This is a genomic window from Scytonema sp. PCC 10023, assembly GCF_963920835.1.
Taxonomy (GTDB): Bacteria; Cyanobacteriota; Cyanobacteriia; order Cyanobacteriales; family Nostocaceae; genus Kalymmatonema.
In genome coordinates this window covers 1-13,004 of sequence record NZ_CAWUDP010000072.1, presented here as the reverse complement: position 1 = coordinate 13,004, position 13,004 = coordinate 1, and the positions used below count along the sequence as shown (strand labels likewise).

23 protein-coding genes are annotated in these 13,004 nt (G+C 46.1%); 2 read left to right on the top strand and 21 right to left on the bottom strand.

What is annotated here, in order from left to right; translation table 11 throughout:
* Nucleotides 1–14: 14 nt before the first annotated feature.
* From ACM0OZ_RS33475 to ACM0OZ_RS33375, 21 genes are all read right to left on the bottom strand, one after another.
* Entirely contained in the window at nt 15–569 is a 555-nt protein-coding gene (locus ACM0OZ_RS33475; protein ID WP_414587158.1) for an adenylate kinase, read from the bottom strand.
* A complete protein-coding gene (secY, locus tag ACM0OZ_RS33470; protein WP_414587157.1) occupies nt 569–1,882 on the bottom strand; it encodes a preprotein translocase subunit SecY in 1,314 nt (437 codons plus the stop codon). The genes ACM0OZ_RS33475 and secY overlap by 1 nt, the downstream gene beginning before the upstream one ends.
* A 71-nt stretch (nt 1,883–1,953) precedes the next feature.
* Entirely contained in the window at nt 1,954–2,403 is a 450-nt protein-coding gene (gene rplO, locus ACM0OZ_RS33465; protein WP_096567062.1) for a 50S ribosomal protein L15, read from the bottom strand.
* Between the two features lie 140 nt (nt 2,404–2,543).
* Nucleotides 2,544–3,068, bottom strand: coding sequence for a 30S ribosomal protein S5 (gene rpsE, locus ACM0OZ_RS33460; RefSeq protein ID WP_041037869.1), 525 nt, complete (start codon nt 3,066–3,068; stop codon nt 2,544–2,546).
* 217 nt (nt 3,069–3,285) lie between these two features.
* Nucleotides 3,286–3,648 carry a 50S ribosomal protein L18 gene (gene rplR / locus ACM0OZ_RS33455; RefSeq protein WP_414587156.1) on the bottom strand — a complete coding sequence of 121 codons (363 nt, stop codon included), beginning with the start codon at nt 3,646–3,648 and terminating at the stop codon, nt 3,286–3,288.
* A gap of 2 nt (nt 3,649–3,650) precedes the next feature.
* Nucleotides 3,651–4,196, bottom strand: coding sequence for a 50S ribosomal protein L6 (gene rplF, locus ACM0OZ_RS33450; RefSeq protein WP_414587155.1), 546 nt, complete (start codon nt 4,194–4,196; stop codon nt 3,651–3,653).
* A gap of 93 nt (nt 4,197–4,289) precedes the next feature.
* Entirely contained in the window at nt 4,290–4,691 is a 402-nt protein-coding gene (rpsH, locus tag ACM0OZ_RS33445) for a 30S ribosomal protein S8 (protein ID WP_041036065.1), read from the bottom strand.
* Nucleotides 4,692–4,711: 20 nt separating this feature from the next.
* Nucleotides 4,712–5,260, bottom strand: a complete 549-nt coding sequence (gene rplE / locus ACM0OZ_RS33440) for a 50S ribosomal protein L5 (protein ID WP_414587154.1) — start codon at nt 5,258–5,260, stop codon at nt 4,712–4,714.
* A gap of 100 nt (nt 5,261–5,360) precedes the next feature.
* Nucleotides 5,361–5,717, bottom strand: coding sequence for a 50S ribosomal protein L24 (gene rplX, locus ACM0OZ_RS33435; protein ID WP_414587153.1), 357 nt, complete (start codon nt 5,715–5,717; stop codon nt 5,361–5,363).
* Entirely contained in the window at nt 5,717–6,085 is a 369-nt protein-coding gene (gene rplN, locus ACM0OZ_RS33430) for a 50S ribosomal protein L14 (RefSeq protein WP_041036069.1), read from the bottom strand. The genes rplX and rplN overlap by 1 nt, the downstream gene beginning before the upstream one ends.
* A 47-nt stretch (nt 6,086–6,132) precedes the next feature.
* Complete coding sequence (gene rpsQ / locus ACM0OZ_RS33425) at nt 6,133–6,381, bottom strand: 30S ribosomal protein S17 (RefSeq protein ID WP_073629594.1); 249 nt, start codon at nt 6,379–6,381, stop codon at nt 6,133–6,135.
* A 6-nt stretch (nt 6,382–6,387) separates the two neighbouring features.
* On the bottom strand, nt 6,388–6,621 hold the full coding sequence (rpmC, locus tag ACM0OZ_RS33420) for a 50S ribosomal protein L29 (RefSeq protein WP_414587152.1): 234 nt from the start codon (nt 6,619–6,621) through the stop codon (nt 6,388–6,390).
* Between the two features lie 3 nt (nt 6,622–6,624).
* The gene (rplP, locus tag ACM0OZ_RS33415) at nt 6,625–7,050 is read right to left on the bottom strand and encodes a 50S ribosomal protein L16 (RefSeq protein WP_414587151.1); all 426 of its coding nucleotides are present in this window, start codon (nt 7,048–7,050) and stop codon (nt 6,625–6,627) included.
* A 119-nt stretch (nt 7,051–7,169) separates the two neighbouring features.
* Nucleotides 7,170–7,937 (bottom strand): 30S ribosomal protein S3, encoded by a 768-nt coding sequence (gene rpsC, locus ACM0OZ_RS33410; protein WP_041036075.1) that lies wholly within the window; start codon nt 7,935–7,937, stop codon nt 7,170–7,172.
* Nucleotides 7,938–7,975: 38 nt separating this feature from the next.
* On the bottom strand, nt 7,976–8,338 hold the full coding sequence (gene rplV / locus ACM0OZ_RS33405) for a 50S ribosomal protein L22 (RefSeq protein ID WP_414587150.1): 363 nt from the start codon (nt 8,336–8,338) through the stop codon (nt 7,976–7,978).
* A gap of 97 nt (nt 8,339–8,435) precedes the next feature.
* Nucleotides 8,436–8,714 carry a 30S ribosomal protein S19 gene (rpsS, locus tag ACM0OZ_RS33400; RefSeq protein ID WP_414587178.1) on the bottom strand — a complete coding sequence of 93 codons (279 nt, stop codon included), beginning with the start codon at nt 8,712–8,714 and terminating at the stop codon, nt 8,436–8,438.
* A 113-nt stretch (nt 8,715–8,827) separates the two neighbouring features.
* Entirely contained in the window at nt 8,828–9,691 is an 864-nt protein-coding gene (gene rplB / locus ACM0OZ_RS33395; RefSeq protein ID WP_414587148.1) for a 50S ribosomal protein L2, read from the bottom strand.
* Nucleotides 9,692–9,695: 4 nt separating this feature from the next.
* On the bottom strand, nt 9,696–10,010 hold the full coding sequence (locus tag ACM0OZ_RS33390; protein ID WP_073629608.1) for a 50S ribosomal protein L23: 315 nt from the start codon (nt 10,008–10,010) through the stop codon (nt 9,696–9,698).
* Entirely contained in the window at nt 10,003–10,635 is a 633-nt protein-coding gene (gene rplD / locus ACM0OZ_RS33385; RefSeq protein ID WP_414587147.1) for a 50S ribosomal protein L4, read from the bottom strand. The genes ACM0OZ_RS33390 and rplD overlap by 8 nt, the downstream gene beginning before the upstream one ends.
* Nucleotides 10,636–10,703: 68 nt before the next feature.
* Nucleotides 10,704–11,345, bottom strand: coding sequence for a 50S ribosomal protein L3 (rplC, locus tag ACM0OZ_RS33380; protein ID WP_414587146.1), 642 nt, complete (start codon nt 11,343–11,345; stop codon nt 10,704–10,706).
* A gap of 248 nt (nt 11,346–11,593) precedes the next feature.
* Nucleotides 11,594–11,731, bottom strand: coding sequence for a hypothetical protein (locus ACM0OZ_RS33375; RefSeq protein WP_414587145.1), 138 nt, complete (start codon nt 11,729–11,731; stop codon nt 11,594–11,596).
* A gap of 494 nt (nt 11,732–12,225) precedes the next feature.
* Here ACM0OZ_RS33375 and ACM0OZ_RS33370 point away from each other — a divergent pair, with 494 nt between their 5' ends.
* Together ACM0OZ_RS33370 and ACM0OZ_RS33365 are read left to right on the top strand one after the other, a co-directional pair.
* Complete coding sequence (locus ACM0OZ_RS33370; RefSeq protein ID WP_414587144.1) at nt 12,226–12,702, top strand: NAD(P)H-quinone oxidoreductase subunit N; 477 nt, start codon at nt 12,226–12,228, stop codon at nt 12,700–12,702.
* A 71-nt stretch (nt 12,703–12,773) separates the two neighbouring features.
* Nucleotides 12,774–13,004: DUF99 family protein (locus tag ACM0OZ_RS33365; protein ID WP_414587143.1), on the top strand; the 231-nt coding region annotated here is incomplete at its 3' end.

Below are 13,004 nucleotides of genomic sequence, written 5' to 3'. Positions count from 1 at the left end.
CCTATTCCCTCTTTTTAGGCGGCGATGAGCTTGTGTAATTCGCCAGTGACTTCTTCTGGGGACTGATCGCCGTTGACATTAAGGAGAGTCTGGCGACTGCTGTAAAAGTCAATCAACGGTGCCGTTTCAGAGCGGTAGACTTCTAAGCGGCGACGAATCACCTCTTCGGTGTCATCTTTTCTTCCTCGCTGCAGCAACCGCGCTATCAGAATTTCGTCTGGCACTTCCAGATTGACCACCTTTTCGCCATGCTGGTTTAGCTTTTGCAGCAACTCCTCTAAGAAAACTGCTTGATTAACGGTACGGGGAAAGCCATCCAAAATCCAACCTGATTGAGTATCAGGCTGACTCAAACGTTCCTGCACCATTTCCTGCACTAGCTGATCAGGAACCAACTCACCTTTGTCCATATAACCTTGAGCCTTGACACCCAAAGGCGTTTGCTCTTTCAGAGCTTGGCGTAGTATGTCACCCGTAGAAATATGGGCAATATTCCAGTTGTCAGCTAGCGTTTTCGCTTGCGTTCCCTTACCAGCTCCAGGCGGTCCCAAGAAGATTACTCGTGTCACTATTGTTTCACCATTCCTTCATAGCGCTGAGAGATAACATAGGTTTGGATTTGCCTTGATGTATCAATAGCTACCCCCACAAGAATCAATAGAGAGGTGGCACCTAGTCCCCTAAAGGTTCGCACATTCAAAGCACTTTCAACAGCGGTAGGGATAATCGCAATCAAGCCCAAGAAGATAGCACCTAAAAAAGTGAGTCGATTAAGAACGCGCTCAATATACTCGCTAGTTGCCTTTCCTGGACGAATCCCTGGTATACTAGATCCCATCTTCTTCAAGTTCTGCGCCACATCAACTGGGTTGACAATCAACGAAGAATAGAAGTAGCTAAAGAACACAATCGAAACTAGGTAGATAAGGGCATATACCCAAGGCTGAGAACCGCCTGGGACCAGATAAGTGTTAACTATTTTTGAATATTCTGGATTGCGGATGAAGTTTTCTGCCAAAAGGGGCAAACTTAGAATTGCAGTTGCAAAAATAATCGGCATAACGCCCCCTTGATTGAGTCGTAGGGGTAGGTAGTTACGCTGCTCTGCAAAAATTCTGCGACCAACTTGACGGCGAGCAGAAATAATCGGAATGCGGCGGATTCCTTCTTGGACAAACACAATTCCAACAATCGTGGCAATGAAAAGCAGCAGTAGTACGATAACGCGACCTACTGTTTCTCGGCTTCCGCTTTGTACAAAATCGATAGTGTCGCCCAAGGCTTTTGGCAGTGTTGCCACAATATTGACAAAAATCAATAAAGATGCTCCATTACCAACACCCTGCTCTGTAATGAGTTCTGATGCCCACATGACAAACATCGAACCAGCTACAAGAGCGAGCGCTGTCTCGATGACAAAAATCGGTCCGTAGTTGACGGCAAAGGGTTTGAGCCAGAACGCTGCTAAGAAGACACTTTGAATAACCCCCCAACCCAAAGACACATAGCGTGTAATTTGGGAAATTTTGCGCCGTCCTGCTTCACCTTCATTTTTCTGTAAATTTTCTAAAGCTGGGATGGCAGCGGTAAGTAATTGGATGATAATCGAAGCGTTAATGTAAGGCAAAATACCCAAGGCAAAGACTCCCAAAGCAGAGAGTCCTCCTCCAGAAAAGATATCCAAAAAGCTTAATATCTGGTTATTACCTTCGATTGCTCTGGCAAACTCCTCTCGATTAATATTTGGTATGGGCAAATGTATGCCAAGACGAATCAAAAAGAGAATACCGAGGGTGACAAGCAGCCGACCTCGCAGCCCTGCTGCTTGCGCCATCTGCATAAAAGTTTCTTGAGCCGTTGGGGCTTTGTCTCGACTGATCATAAAGGGCTACCTTGCTAGTTAAGTCAGGCGCTTGGCTGGGGTAGGCTTGTCGTAGGTGCGCGCTTTTTGGCTTATTTTGAAACGACTTCGCAACTCCCACCAGCTGCCTCAATTTTGCTACGAGCTGTACCTGTAAAAGCAGCCGCTTGCACCTTGAGCGGAACGCTCAATTCCCCATCCCCCAAAATCTTCAAAGGTCCTCGACTCCCAGTGAGAATACCAGCTTCTTTTAAGGAGCTCAGTGTGACTTCTGTATTTGCAGGCAGGGAGGCTAGCTTTTCTACATTAATCGTAGTGTACTTCTTAGGATTAATGAGGGGAAAGCCTTTCAACTTAGGAATACGGCGGTACAATGGCTGTTGACCCCCTTCAAATCCAGGTCGGGTACCGCCACCAGAACGCGCGTTTTGACCACGCATACCTTTACCAGCACTAGCACCCTGACCGGCAGAAACCCCCCTACCTAAACGACGAGGGCGTTTCTTAGAGCCTTTTTGAGGACGAACATCAGTGAGTCTCATAGTCGAAACCTTATGTAAAATTAGTCACCTATGATTTGTCCTTTGTCATTTGTGAACCAGCGCTGCAAGAAGGTTTCCTTCTGTAGGCGACTGGCAAACCCGAAGGTCATTTGCCAAGGACTAAGGACAAATATCGATTTTTAAATGTAAAGATTTTCAACAGGAATGCCTCGGTCTTCGGCAACTTCTGCAAAGGTTCGCAAGGTACCTAGGGCATTAATTGCCGCTCTGGCATTATTGAGAGGATTATTTGATCCAAGTTGCTTAGCGAGGATATTACGGATTCCTGCCAATTCGAGTACTGTACGCACAGCACCACCAGCAATTACCCCAGTACCAGGAGCTGCTGGTCGCATCATCACCTTAGCGCCGCCGCCAATACCATCAATAGGATGGGGTATGGAGTTGGATTTGGTCATGGGGATATCTATGAGATGCTTTTTGCCGTCGGCTACGCCTTTTTTTACAGCACCAATCACATCTGAGGCTTTGCCTACTCCCACGCCAACTTGACCGCGTTCATTACCCACAACGACTATCGCTCGGAAGCTAAGTTTTTTACCTCCTTTGACGACTTTACTGACGCGTCGGATTTGGATGACTCGCTCTTGCCAGTTGGTTTCTTCTTTTTTTGTACGGTTAGTTTTACGACGACCAGTTGCCATTTTAATTACCTCGTGATGGTCAGAAGTCATGAGTCATTAGTCATTAGTCAATGACCGTTTTTTGAATTCAAAATTCGCTCATTCAAAGTTCAAAATTTAAGAAAAAATTTTGAATTGACAGTTGGGATACAAGCCCATGGCTAAAGCCAGGGGGTATTATTTTTGAATTTTGAATTTTGAATTTTGAATTGTTTTGACACGCTTACCAATGACTTCTTTAAAAATCTAGACCAGCTTCGCGAGCTGCTTCTGCTAGTGCTTTCACACGACCGTGGTAAAGGTTGCCACCTCGGTCAAAGACAACTTTGGTGATCCCTTTTTCTAGAGAGCGAGCTGCAATTAATTTGCCGACTTCAACCGAAGCATTGCAATTGGAACCGGAAGCTAATTTAGATTTCAACTCTGGTTCTACAGTTGAGGCTGCCACCAAGGTATGATGCTGGGTATCATCAATGACTTGAGCATAAATATGTTGGTGGGAGCGAAATATCGCTAAGCGTGGACGTTCTGTAGAACCACTGACTTTGCCACGAATGCGTCTATGGCGACGCTCTTTTGATTCTCTACCTGTAAGCTTCATTTTTACTTCTTACTCTTACCAGTTTTACCAGCTTTACGTCTTACCGCTTCACCAGCGTAACGAATACCTTTGCCTTTGTAAGGTTCTGGTGGGCGAACAGCACGAATTTTCGCTGCTGTGTTGCCTACCACTTCTTTGTCATAGCCACTGACAATAACATTGGTATTATTTTCAACAGCAAACTGAATTCCGTCAGGTGGAGCGATTTGCACTTGATGGCTGTAACCCATGTTCATAACCAGGTTCCGACCTTGAACTTGTGCCCTGTAGCCAACCCCTTGAATTTCCAAACGACGTTGAAAGCCTGTGGAAACTCCTTCAACCATATTGGCAACCAAGGTGCGGCACAAACCGTGCATTTGGCGCGATGTGCGAGAATCGTCGCGACGGTTGACCTGTAATGTTTCTCCTTCTTGGGAGACTGTGACATGAGTAGGCAAATCGCGAGAGAGTTCCCCTTTAGGACCTTTGACAAGCACTTTTGTGCCGTCAATGGTCACTTGCACTTTGGCTGGAACTGTAATTGGGCGTTTACCAATTCGAGACATAACTTTTTGTCCTTTGTTATTTGTCGTTTGTTATTTGTCGTTTGTTATTTGTCTTTTACGAATGACAAATGACTTATGACAAATGACTCATGACTACCAAACGTAGCAAAGTACTTCACCACCCAAGTTTTGACGTCGTGCTTCACGGTCAGTCATAATGCCACTTGATGTCGAAATAATGGCAATACCGATACCGCCTAGTACTCTTGGTAGTTCTTTTTTATTCGAGTAAACGCGCAAACCTGGTTTACTCACTCGCTTTAAGGCAGTGATCAGAGGCTGGCGATTCTTGCCCTTGTATTTCAAGGAAATCACCAAATTGGTTTTTACGCCTTCTCCTGCTTCTTCAAACTCAGCAATAAAGCCTTCATCGCGTAGCACTTTTGCAATGCTACGAGTCAATTTTGTGGATGGCACTTGTGTTGTTTGATGCCGCGCCATGTTAGCATTGCGGATGCGCGTGAGCATATCTGCAATTGTGTCGTTAACCGCCATCGTTCCCTCTTTACATGAACTTATTGATCCCGAAAAGGCATTCCCATTTCTTTAAGTAAGGCGCGGCCCTCTTCGTCTGTTTTTGCCGTGGTGATGATGGAAATATCCATACCACGGATTTGGTCAATTTTGTCGTACTCAACTTCTGGAAAAATGAGTTGCTCTCTGACACCTAAGGTATAGTTGCCGCGACCATCAAAGCTTTTGGGACTTACACCGCGAAAGTCCCGAATTCTTGGTAGTGACAGATTGATTAAACGGTCGAGAAAGGAATACATCCTTTCGCTTCTTAAAGTCACCATGATACCAACGGGCATACCCTGGCGAATTTTGAAGCCAGCGATCGCCTTTTTCGCTCGCGTCACTACAGGCTTTTGACCGGTAATCAGCGCAATTTCGCTTAAAGACGCTTCTAGCGCTTTCGCGTTTTGAGATGCTTCCCCTAAACCACGGTTTACCGTGACTTTCACCACTTTCGGTACTTCATGAATGTTCTTGTACTGAAACTGTTGTATCAGTTTGGGGACAATTGTTTCTTGGTATACAGTTTTAAGTCTTATTGCTGCCATAGTTTTTTGTCCTTTTTATCCCTGGGCTTGGTCAGGGAACAATGAAGTTTTGAGTTGTAAGTTCTGAGTTCTATTCCTAACTCCTAACTTCTCCTTGCTTCTATTTATCTATGATTTCGCCAGTTTTCTTAAGCATCCTGACTTTCTTGCCTTCTTCTGTGAAGGTGTAGGAAATGCGACTGGCAACGTTTTGCTTGGTGGAATAGAGCATCACGTTAGAACTGTGGATTGGGTATTCCTGATTGACAATCCGTCCAGATTCTCCTTCTTGCTGGGGTTTAACGTGCTTAGTTTTAATATTTACACCTTTGACAATGACTTTACTGACTTGGGGAAGCGCTTTGATGACTTCACCAACTTTGCCTTTGTCTTTCCCAGCAATGACTTGCACGGTATCACCAGCTTTTACGTGCATTTTGTAAAAAACTTTCGGCTGATTTCTCTTCTGAGTTACCATTACAGCACCTCCGGAGCTAGAGAAACAATTTTGGTAAAGTTTTTGTCACGTAGTTCCCGTGCCACTGGTCCGAAAACCCGTGTTCCTCTGGGGTTACCATCTTTATTAATGATAACTGCGGCATTATCGTCAAAGCGAATACTCATACCGCTGTCTCGATTGATGTTATGACGGGTGCGGACAATCACTGCCTCGACAACATCAGACTTCTTCACAGCCATATTTGGCTGAGCATCTTTGACTACGGCGATAATGCGATCGCCTATAAAGCCGTAACGGCGGTTACCTGCTCCTAATACGCGGATGCACATGAGTTTGCGGGCACCGCTATTATCTGCGACATTAAGGTAAGTTTGGGGCTGAATCACAATTGTTCTCCCTTTGTGTGTTGTTAGCTACCTAACAACTATGATGTTTAGCTAGCTTTGGTAGTCAGGATTTCTGCGACTGTCCAGCGCTTGGTTTTACTCAAGGGTCGCGTTTCCTGAATGCGAACGCGATCGCCGACTTTACACTTGTTTTCTTCATCGTGCGCCTTATAGCGCCGGGTTTTCACGACAATCTTGCCGTATTTGGGATGGGGAGCGCGGTTTTCGATGGCGACTACCACCGTTTTTTGCATTTTGTCGCTCACTACCAAGCCAACTCGTTCTTTAACTGCCATAATCTTTTACTCTGATTCTTTCACGGGTTGACTTGAGGAAGATGCCCGTTTCCGCTCTGCCTCCACAGTCATTAATTGAGCGAGGCGGTGGCGGGCGTGTCTAAACTTGTGCGGTTTGTCTAGCTGTCTGGTTGCTTGTTGCAAGCGCAACTGAAACAATTCCTTTTTGACGGCGGTAATTTGCTGCGCCAGTTGCTCGTCAGTTAATTCTCTGGCTTCGGAAATCTTGGGAAGAGGCATAACTTACACCTGCTGTTCCTCTTGGGAGCGTGTAATGAACTTGGTTTTAATGGGCAACTTGTAAGCTGCTAATCGCATTGCTTCGCGCGCGGTTTCTTCAGCAACGCCTGCAATTTCAAACAAGATTCGTCCGGGTTTGACGACTGCTACCCAGTACTCTGGCGAACCTTTACCAGAACCCATCCGGGTTTCTGCAGGACGCATGGTGACTGGTTTATCGGGGAAAATCCGAATCCAAATTTTCCCACCCCGGCGGATATAACGAGTCATTGCCCGACGAGAAGCTTCGATTTGGCGGGAGGTGATCCAACAGGGTTCTAAAGCTTGGAGAGCAAAATCCCCAAAGTTGAGAGTGCTGCCGCGACTGGCGAGACCATTCATCCGTCCGCGCTGTTGTTTACGGAATTTCGTTCTTCTTGGACTTAGCATGACTAGGTACTAGGGATTAGGAATTAGTGATTGGGGATTAGGGATTAGGGATGAGTGATTAGGGATGGGAAGGTTCTTTCCCAGTCCCCAGTCGCCAGTCCCCAGTCGCCAGTCCCCCGTTATCCTTCATTTGAGCGGTCTTCAAATTGTTGGCGACGGCGTTGTTGTTGGCGGCGAGATGGAGGGCGATCGCGATCGCGATCGCGAGTCGTTGCTGCGGGAGTCGTTTCTTCCTGTCCGGGAATAATTTCTCCCTTGAACACCCACACCTTAATGCCGAGAATTCCGTAAACAGTTTTTGCCGTGCAGTATGAGTAGTCAATATCAGCTCGTAACGTATGTAGAGGAACTCTACCTTCACGAGTCCACTCTGTCCGGGCGATTTCTGCCCCGTTGAGCCGTCCGCTGACTTGAATTTTGATGCCTTGTATGCCGGCGCGTTGAGCACGCTGAATCGCTTGCCGTACGACACGCCTAAAGGAAACGCGGCGTTCGAGTTGTTGAGCAATATATTCAGCAATTAGGAAGGCATCCGCATCAACTCGTTGTACTTCAACTACGTTAATACGAATCTGGCGATTGCTGCCCAGCAGTTGCTGGAGACCGGTACGTAAAGATTCAATGCCTTGCCCACCTCGACCTACAACGACACCTGGTCGAGCTGTACGTACTTCTAGATCGATTTGGTCTGCTTTGCGGTCAATCCGCACTTCAGAAATTCCGGCGTTATTTTGGGCGTATCTACCCAGTTTTCGTTCTATGTACTGACGAAGTTTGTAATCTTCTTGTAGAAGTTCTGGATAGCGACTCGGGTCAGCAAACCAACGAGATTGATGTTCTTGGGTTACGCCTAAGCGAAAACCGACTGGATGTATCTTCTGTCCCACAAATGCTTCCTCTAAAAATTCTTTCTGTAAGTCATTTCTTATTGAGCTGCGCTGTCAGCTGCGACAGCCACAGTGATATGACACGTCGGCTTGCGAATCTGGTAAGCACGACCTTGCGCTCTAGGTTGGAACCGTTTTAGTACCGGACCTTGATCCGCGTAAGCCTGAGTAATTACCAAATTCGTTCTATCTAACCCCGCGTTATGCTCCGCATTAGCAGCAGCACTTCTGAGCACCTTTAACACTGGCTCGCAGGATCGATAAGGCATGAATTCTAGAATAATCAGTGCTTCTCGGTACGAGCGTCCCCGAATTTGGTCGAGTACGCGACGCACTTTATAGGGAGACATCCGTATATAACGGGCGATCGCTTTTACTTCTGTCGTATTATCTACTGCCATATTTTTCTCCATTTGTCCAGAGGTTGACCCTTGCAAAGCGTGCATTCGAGAGCCAACCACTCATTTTGACTTTAAACTCTGGATTTTGGGCTTTTAACTATCTGCCTGATTTTTTGTCACTCTTAGCGTGACCTCTAAAAGTACGCGTTGGTGCAAATTCGCCTAGTTTGTGTCCCACCATTTGGTCAGAGATAAAAATTGGCACGTGCTGGCGTCCGTTATGAACGGCAATGGTATGACCTACCATGACGGGTAAAATTGTCGAAGCCCGCGACCAAGTTTTAATGACTTCTTTTTTGTTGTTTTCGTTGAGCTTTTCAATTTTTGTCATCAGATGATCCGCAACGAACGGACCTTTTTTTAGAGAACGACCCATAATTAGTAAGTTCTTAGCTTCTTCTTTGAATGAACGAACTTTCAGCGCTGAGTCCCAACTGCCAAGCCCCGATTTCTCTTGACTCAGCACTTGGCACTCTTTCTCAGCACCTATTAAGATTCACGACCGCCACGACCGCGTTTAGAAGATTTACGGCGACGGCGGACAATTAACTTGCTACTGGGTTTCTTACGCTTGCGTGTTTTATAGCCTAAAGCAGGTTTACCCCAAGGTGTCACAGGTCCCGATCTACCGATGGGTGCCCGACCTTCACCACCACCATGTGGGTGGTCAACTGGGTTCATGACACTACCTCTGACTTGAGGACGGCGACCCTTCCAGCGAGTTCTACCGGCTTTACCGGCACTCAGGTTTCTGGCATCAAGATTACCGACTTGTCCAATCGTGGCATAGCACTCGCGGCGCACCATCCGGACTTCTCCAGAAGGCAACTTGAGTGTAACGTAGTTACCTTCTTTTGCCACAACTTGAGCAGTCGCACCAGCAGCGCGAACGATTTGACCGCCTTTACCAGGTTTCAATTCTACGTTGTGAACGCTGGTTCCCAAAGGAATGTTAGATAGGGGTAAAGCGTTGCCATCTTCAAAGGGAGCATCTGGACCTGCAACAACTGTTGTCCCGACTTTCAAACCGTTGGGTTGAAGGATGTAACGCTTTTCGCCGTCTTCGTATTGCAAAAGGGCAATCCGGGCGTTGCGGTTGGGGTCGTATTCAATTGCCGTCACTGTGGCACGAATACCACGCTTATCTCGTTTAAAGTCGATGATGCGGTAAAGGCGCTTGTGACCGCCACCCCGGTGGCGAACCGTGATCCGCCCTTGATTATTTCTACCTTTGGCACGATGTATCGATACTGTTAGCGATTTTTCTGGCTCGGTTTTGGTAATTTCCGAGAAGTCAGAAATCGTAACTTGGCGAGTACTGGGGGTGTAAGGGCGATAAGAACGAGTACCCATTTTCTTAAACCTCTGGGAAGAGAACTTGTCTAATCTTGTCTACGTCCCCAGCTGCCACTGTAACAATAGCTCGCTTGTATTGGGGCTTGAAACCAATAAACTTACCAACACGCCGCTTTTTGCGCGGTGGCTTTGAAGTGTTGACTTTTTCGACCTTGACGTCAAATAAATCTTCAATTGCGGCTCTGATTTGTGGTTTTGTTGCTTTTGGAACCACTTCAAAGGTGTATTTATTTTGCTCCATCAAAATCGTCGCTTTTTCAGTGACAATTGGGCGACGCACAAGGTCGGGTAGGTTGCGGGGGTCAAATTTAGTCACCGTAGACCTCCTGAATTTTTTCGAGTGCTGATGCTGTCACAACAATTTTGTCGGCGTGGAGCAAATCGTAAACATTTAACTGGTCAGCTGCAAGTAGCTTTAATTTTTCTACGTTGCGGGCTGATAAATATATGTTTTCTGTACGTTCGGACAAGATTAACAAGGTATTATTTTCTGGATCTGAACCCCAACGGGCGATCGCTCCCACTAACTCTTTGGTCTTGGGACGCTGGATCTGATCTCCAAATTCTTCCACCACAATTAAATCGTCAATCCGACTTGCAAAAGCGGTTCGCAAAGCTAAACGCCGCTCTTTGCGGTTCATCTTGATCTCATAATCTCGCGGTTTCGGTCCAAAAATCACACCACCACCACGCCACAATGGTGAACGAATAGATCCAGCACGCGCACGACCTGTCCCTTTTTGCCGCCAAGGTTTGCGACCGCCACCTCTGACTTCAGAACGGGTTTTGGTACTTGCAGTTCCTTGGCGAGCATTGGTCATTTGTCTTACCAACGCTCGATGTACGACATGAGATGCCGTTTCCTGTTTGGCAACCTTGAGGTCGAACGTTTTTTGTTCGACTTGTTCTCCTTGCCAATTTTTGACTACATACTCAAACATTTCTCTGTCTACCTCTTCATAGCTATCAGCTATCTACTTCTAGCCATCAGCGAAAAGCAAGCTGACTGCTATTTACTACGACCAACTAATGTTGCCGGGACAATATCTACTAAGGCACCTGGCTTACCAGGAATACCTCCCTTGATGAGTATTAAGTTGCGTTCTGGGTCTACTCGTACCACAGTCAGTTTGCGAATTGTGACGCGCGTACCTCCCAAACGTCCTGCCATCCGCTTACCTGGATAGACACGACCGGGAGTTGTACCAGCACCAATCGAACCTGGTTCTCTGTGGTTTTTGGAACCGTGCGACATTGGTCCTCGACCAAAATTGTTGCGTTTTTGGTTACCAGCAAAACCCTTACCAATACTTGTACCAATTACGTCTACAATTTGACCGGCACTAAAAATATCTGCTTTAATCTGTTGACCTAAAGCATAGTCACCGGAGTTATCTATGCGATACTCCTGTAAATGACGCAGCGCTGGGGCAGATGCTTTATTCAAGTGTCCCAGCAGCGGTTTATTCAGCGCTTTTGGCTTGACTTCGCCATAACCTACTTGGATGGCGGAGTAACCGTCGGTCTGTTTTGTTTTAACTTGGGTAACGGTACATGGTCCCGCTTGAATGACAGTAACAGGAATCGCTACTCCTGCTTCGTCAAATATTTGGGTCATGCCCAGTTTGGTGCCGAGAATACCTACAGACACAGTTACTGGTTCTCCTTTTTACTTACTTGTTTTGGAATCGGATTCTTATCGGGTACGCTGTTTCAACGCCCGTCAAGAAGAGTTCCGGCTTTTTGTGAACTGACCTGTGAAGTCGCTCTGCTTAGGTAATGACAGATTCAACTTCTTTGGGTCTTCACCAAAGATTCCGTACTGTTTAATCAATCCGTTTACTTGTTATTCGTCACCAGAACAGCCAAAAGTACCTTCCTTCTAGGAAGAGATAACTTCTAGATTTTTTGCAAGGCGCTATAACTTTGCGCTTTGTGCAGCAATGCTTTTGTCCAAGCAATTGCTCTGGCACGTCTTTGTTGTAGTAGGACTTGTGCAGCTAGCTGCCCAGTATCCATTGACTGAGACTTTTGCAATGCTACAAACCAACATTACTGCTCAGTTTCTACTTCATCCGCTACCTTAAACAATAATTCAAGCTTATTTAAGGTTTTGCGTTGTTGTAAGCTTCAGGAGTGAATGCTGCTTATGCCCTAAGGCAAGCATTAGTTTTTTAACTAACCACTCCTAAGTTGTCGTCGCAGCTTTTCTAGTTTACCAGTCTCTTAGCAATTTCTGCTATTTTATTCCATATGGAATTCAATGATCAGTTTTTGATGCTAACACCAGCTAGAAATGACAGTCAGACGATAACCTGACTTTTATTTTTGTCCACGGTCTAATAGTATAGCTGATCTATTTATATTTGTCTACAAATTTTTCTGGTATTTTTGGACAAAAAAGCAAAATGCAGACGGCTGGTATATACGGAAAGATCTAATCTAGCCCATAAGTTAATTTGTAGAACTGAATCTATTGCTAAACGGTAAATAATAGAGATATCGAAGTGGGATAGGACAAAAATCAAATTATGGCGCTCATTACCACTGGCAACGGTTTAATTCGTGATCTGGAAAAATTCGGCTCTCTTGGTGTGTATGTACCTCTAGAAGGGGGCTTTGAAGGTCGGTACAGACGCCGACTGCGTGCAGCAGGCTATGTCACCCACCATATGAGTGCAAAAGGATTGGGAGATGTGGCTGCCTATCTCACAGGAGTTCATGGTGTTAGACCTCCTCATTTAGGCAAAAAAAGCACTGGTAGTGGTGCGGCAGTAGGTTATGTGTACTACGTACCGCCCATTGTTAGCTATCAGCTCGAACAGCTCCCACCCAAGTCAAAGGGCTTGGTATTGTGGCTGATTGAAGGGCATATTCTTTCCGATCAGGAAGTTGAGTATTTGGTGACCTTACCCAGCTTGGAACCACGAGTGAAAGTGGTGATTGAGAGGGGTGGCGATCGCGCCTTCCGTTGGACGCCTTTACAAAAGACCCTTTTAGCCGGTTAGGACAAGGGGACAGGGAACAGGGAACAGGGAAAAACTATAACCTGTAACCTGTAACCTACCCCTATGGATAGATGAAACTAGAATCTCTGCTGAAGCTAAACCGTACTATCCGCGTTATCGGTTTCGATGATGCTCCTTTTATTCGAGGTGCTGGTGGGACAGTACATATAGCGGGAGTTGTTTGTGCTGGGACTCGATTTGAAGGAATGGTTTGGGGAGAGGTGCAACAGGATGGGCTAAATGCCACAGACTCATTACTAGAAAACACAATTTCGCAGTTAAATGGAGTGAGTCATAGTATT

Coding starts and splice junctions, on each gene's coding strand:
- secY (WP_414587157.1), bottom strand. CDS start 1,882: ATGATCAGTCGAGACAAAGCCCCAACGGCTCAAGAAACTTTTATGCAG.
- rplO (WP_096567062.1), bottom strand. CDS start 2,403: ATGAGACTCACTGATGTTCGTCCTCAAAAAGGCTCTAAGAAACGCCCT.
- rpsE (WP_041037869.1), bottom strand. CDS start 3,068: ATGGCAACTGGTCGTCGTAAAACTAACCGTACAAAAAAAGAAGAAACC.
- rplR (WP_414587156.1), bottom strand. CDS start 3,648: ATGAAGCTTACAGGTAGAGAATCAAAAGAGCGTCGCCATAGACGCATT.
- rplF (WP_414587155.1), bottom strand. CDS start 4,196: ATGTCTCGAATTGGTAAACGCCCAATTACAGTTCCAGCCAAAGTGCAA.
- rpsH (WP_041036065.1), bottom strand. CDS start 4,691: ATGGCGGTTAACGACACAATTGCAGATATGCTCACGCGCATCCGCAAT.
- rplE (WP_414587154.1), bottom strand. CDS start 5,260: ATGGCAGCAATAAGACTTAAAACTGTATACCAAGAAACAATTGTCCCC.
- rplX (WP_414587153.1), bottom strand. CDS start 5,717: ATGGTAACTCAGAAGAGAAATCAGCCGAAAGTTTTTTACAAAATGCAC.
- rpsQ (WP_073629594.1), bottom strand. CDS start 6,381: ATGGCAGTTAAAGAACGAGTTGGCTTGGTAGTGAGCGACAAAATGCAA.
- rpmC (WP_414587152.1), bottom strand. CDS start 6,621: ATGCCTCTTCCCAAGATTTCCGAAGCCAGAGAATTAACTGACGAGCAA.
- rplP (WP_414587151.1), bottom strand. CDS start 7,050: ATGCTAAGTCCAAGAAGAACGAAATTCCGTAAACAACAGCGCGGACGG.
- rplV (WP_414587150.1), bottom strand. CDS start 8,338: ATGGCAGTAGATAATACGACAGAAGTAAAAGCGATCGCCCGTTATATA.
- rpsS (WP_414587178.1), bottom strand. CDS start 8,714: ATGGGTCGTTCTCTAAAAAAAGGTCCGTTCGTTGCGGATCATCTGATG.
- rplB (WP_414587148.1), bottom strand. CDS start 9,691: ATGGGTACTCGTTCTTATCGCCCTTACACCCCCAGTACTCGCCAAGTT.
- rplD (WP_414587147.1), bottom strand. CDS start 10,635: ATGTTTGAGTATGTAGTCAAAAATTGGCAAGGAGAACAAGTCGAACAA.
- ACM0OZ_RS33370 (WP_414587144.1), top strand. CDS start 12,226: ATGGCGCTCATTACCACTGGCAACGGTTTAATTCGTGATCTGGAAAAA.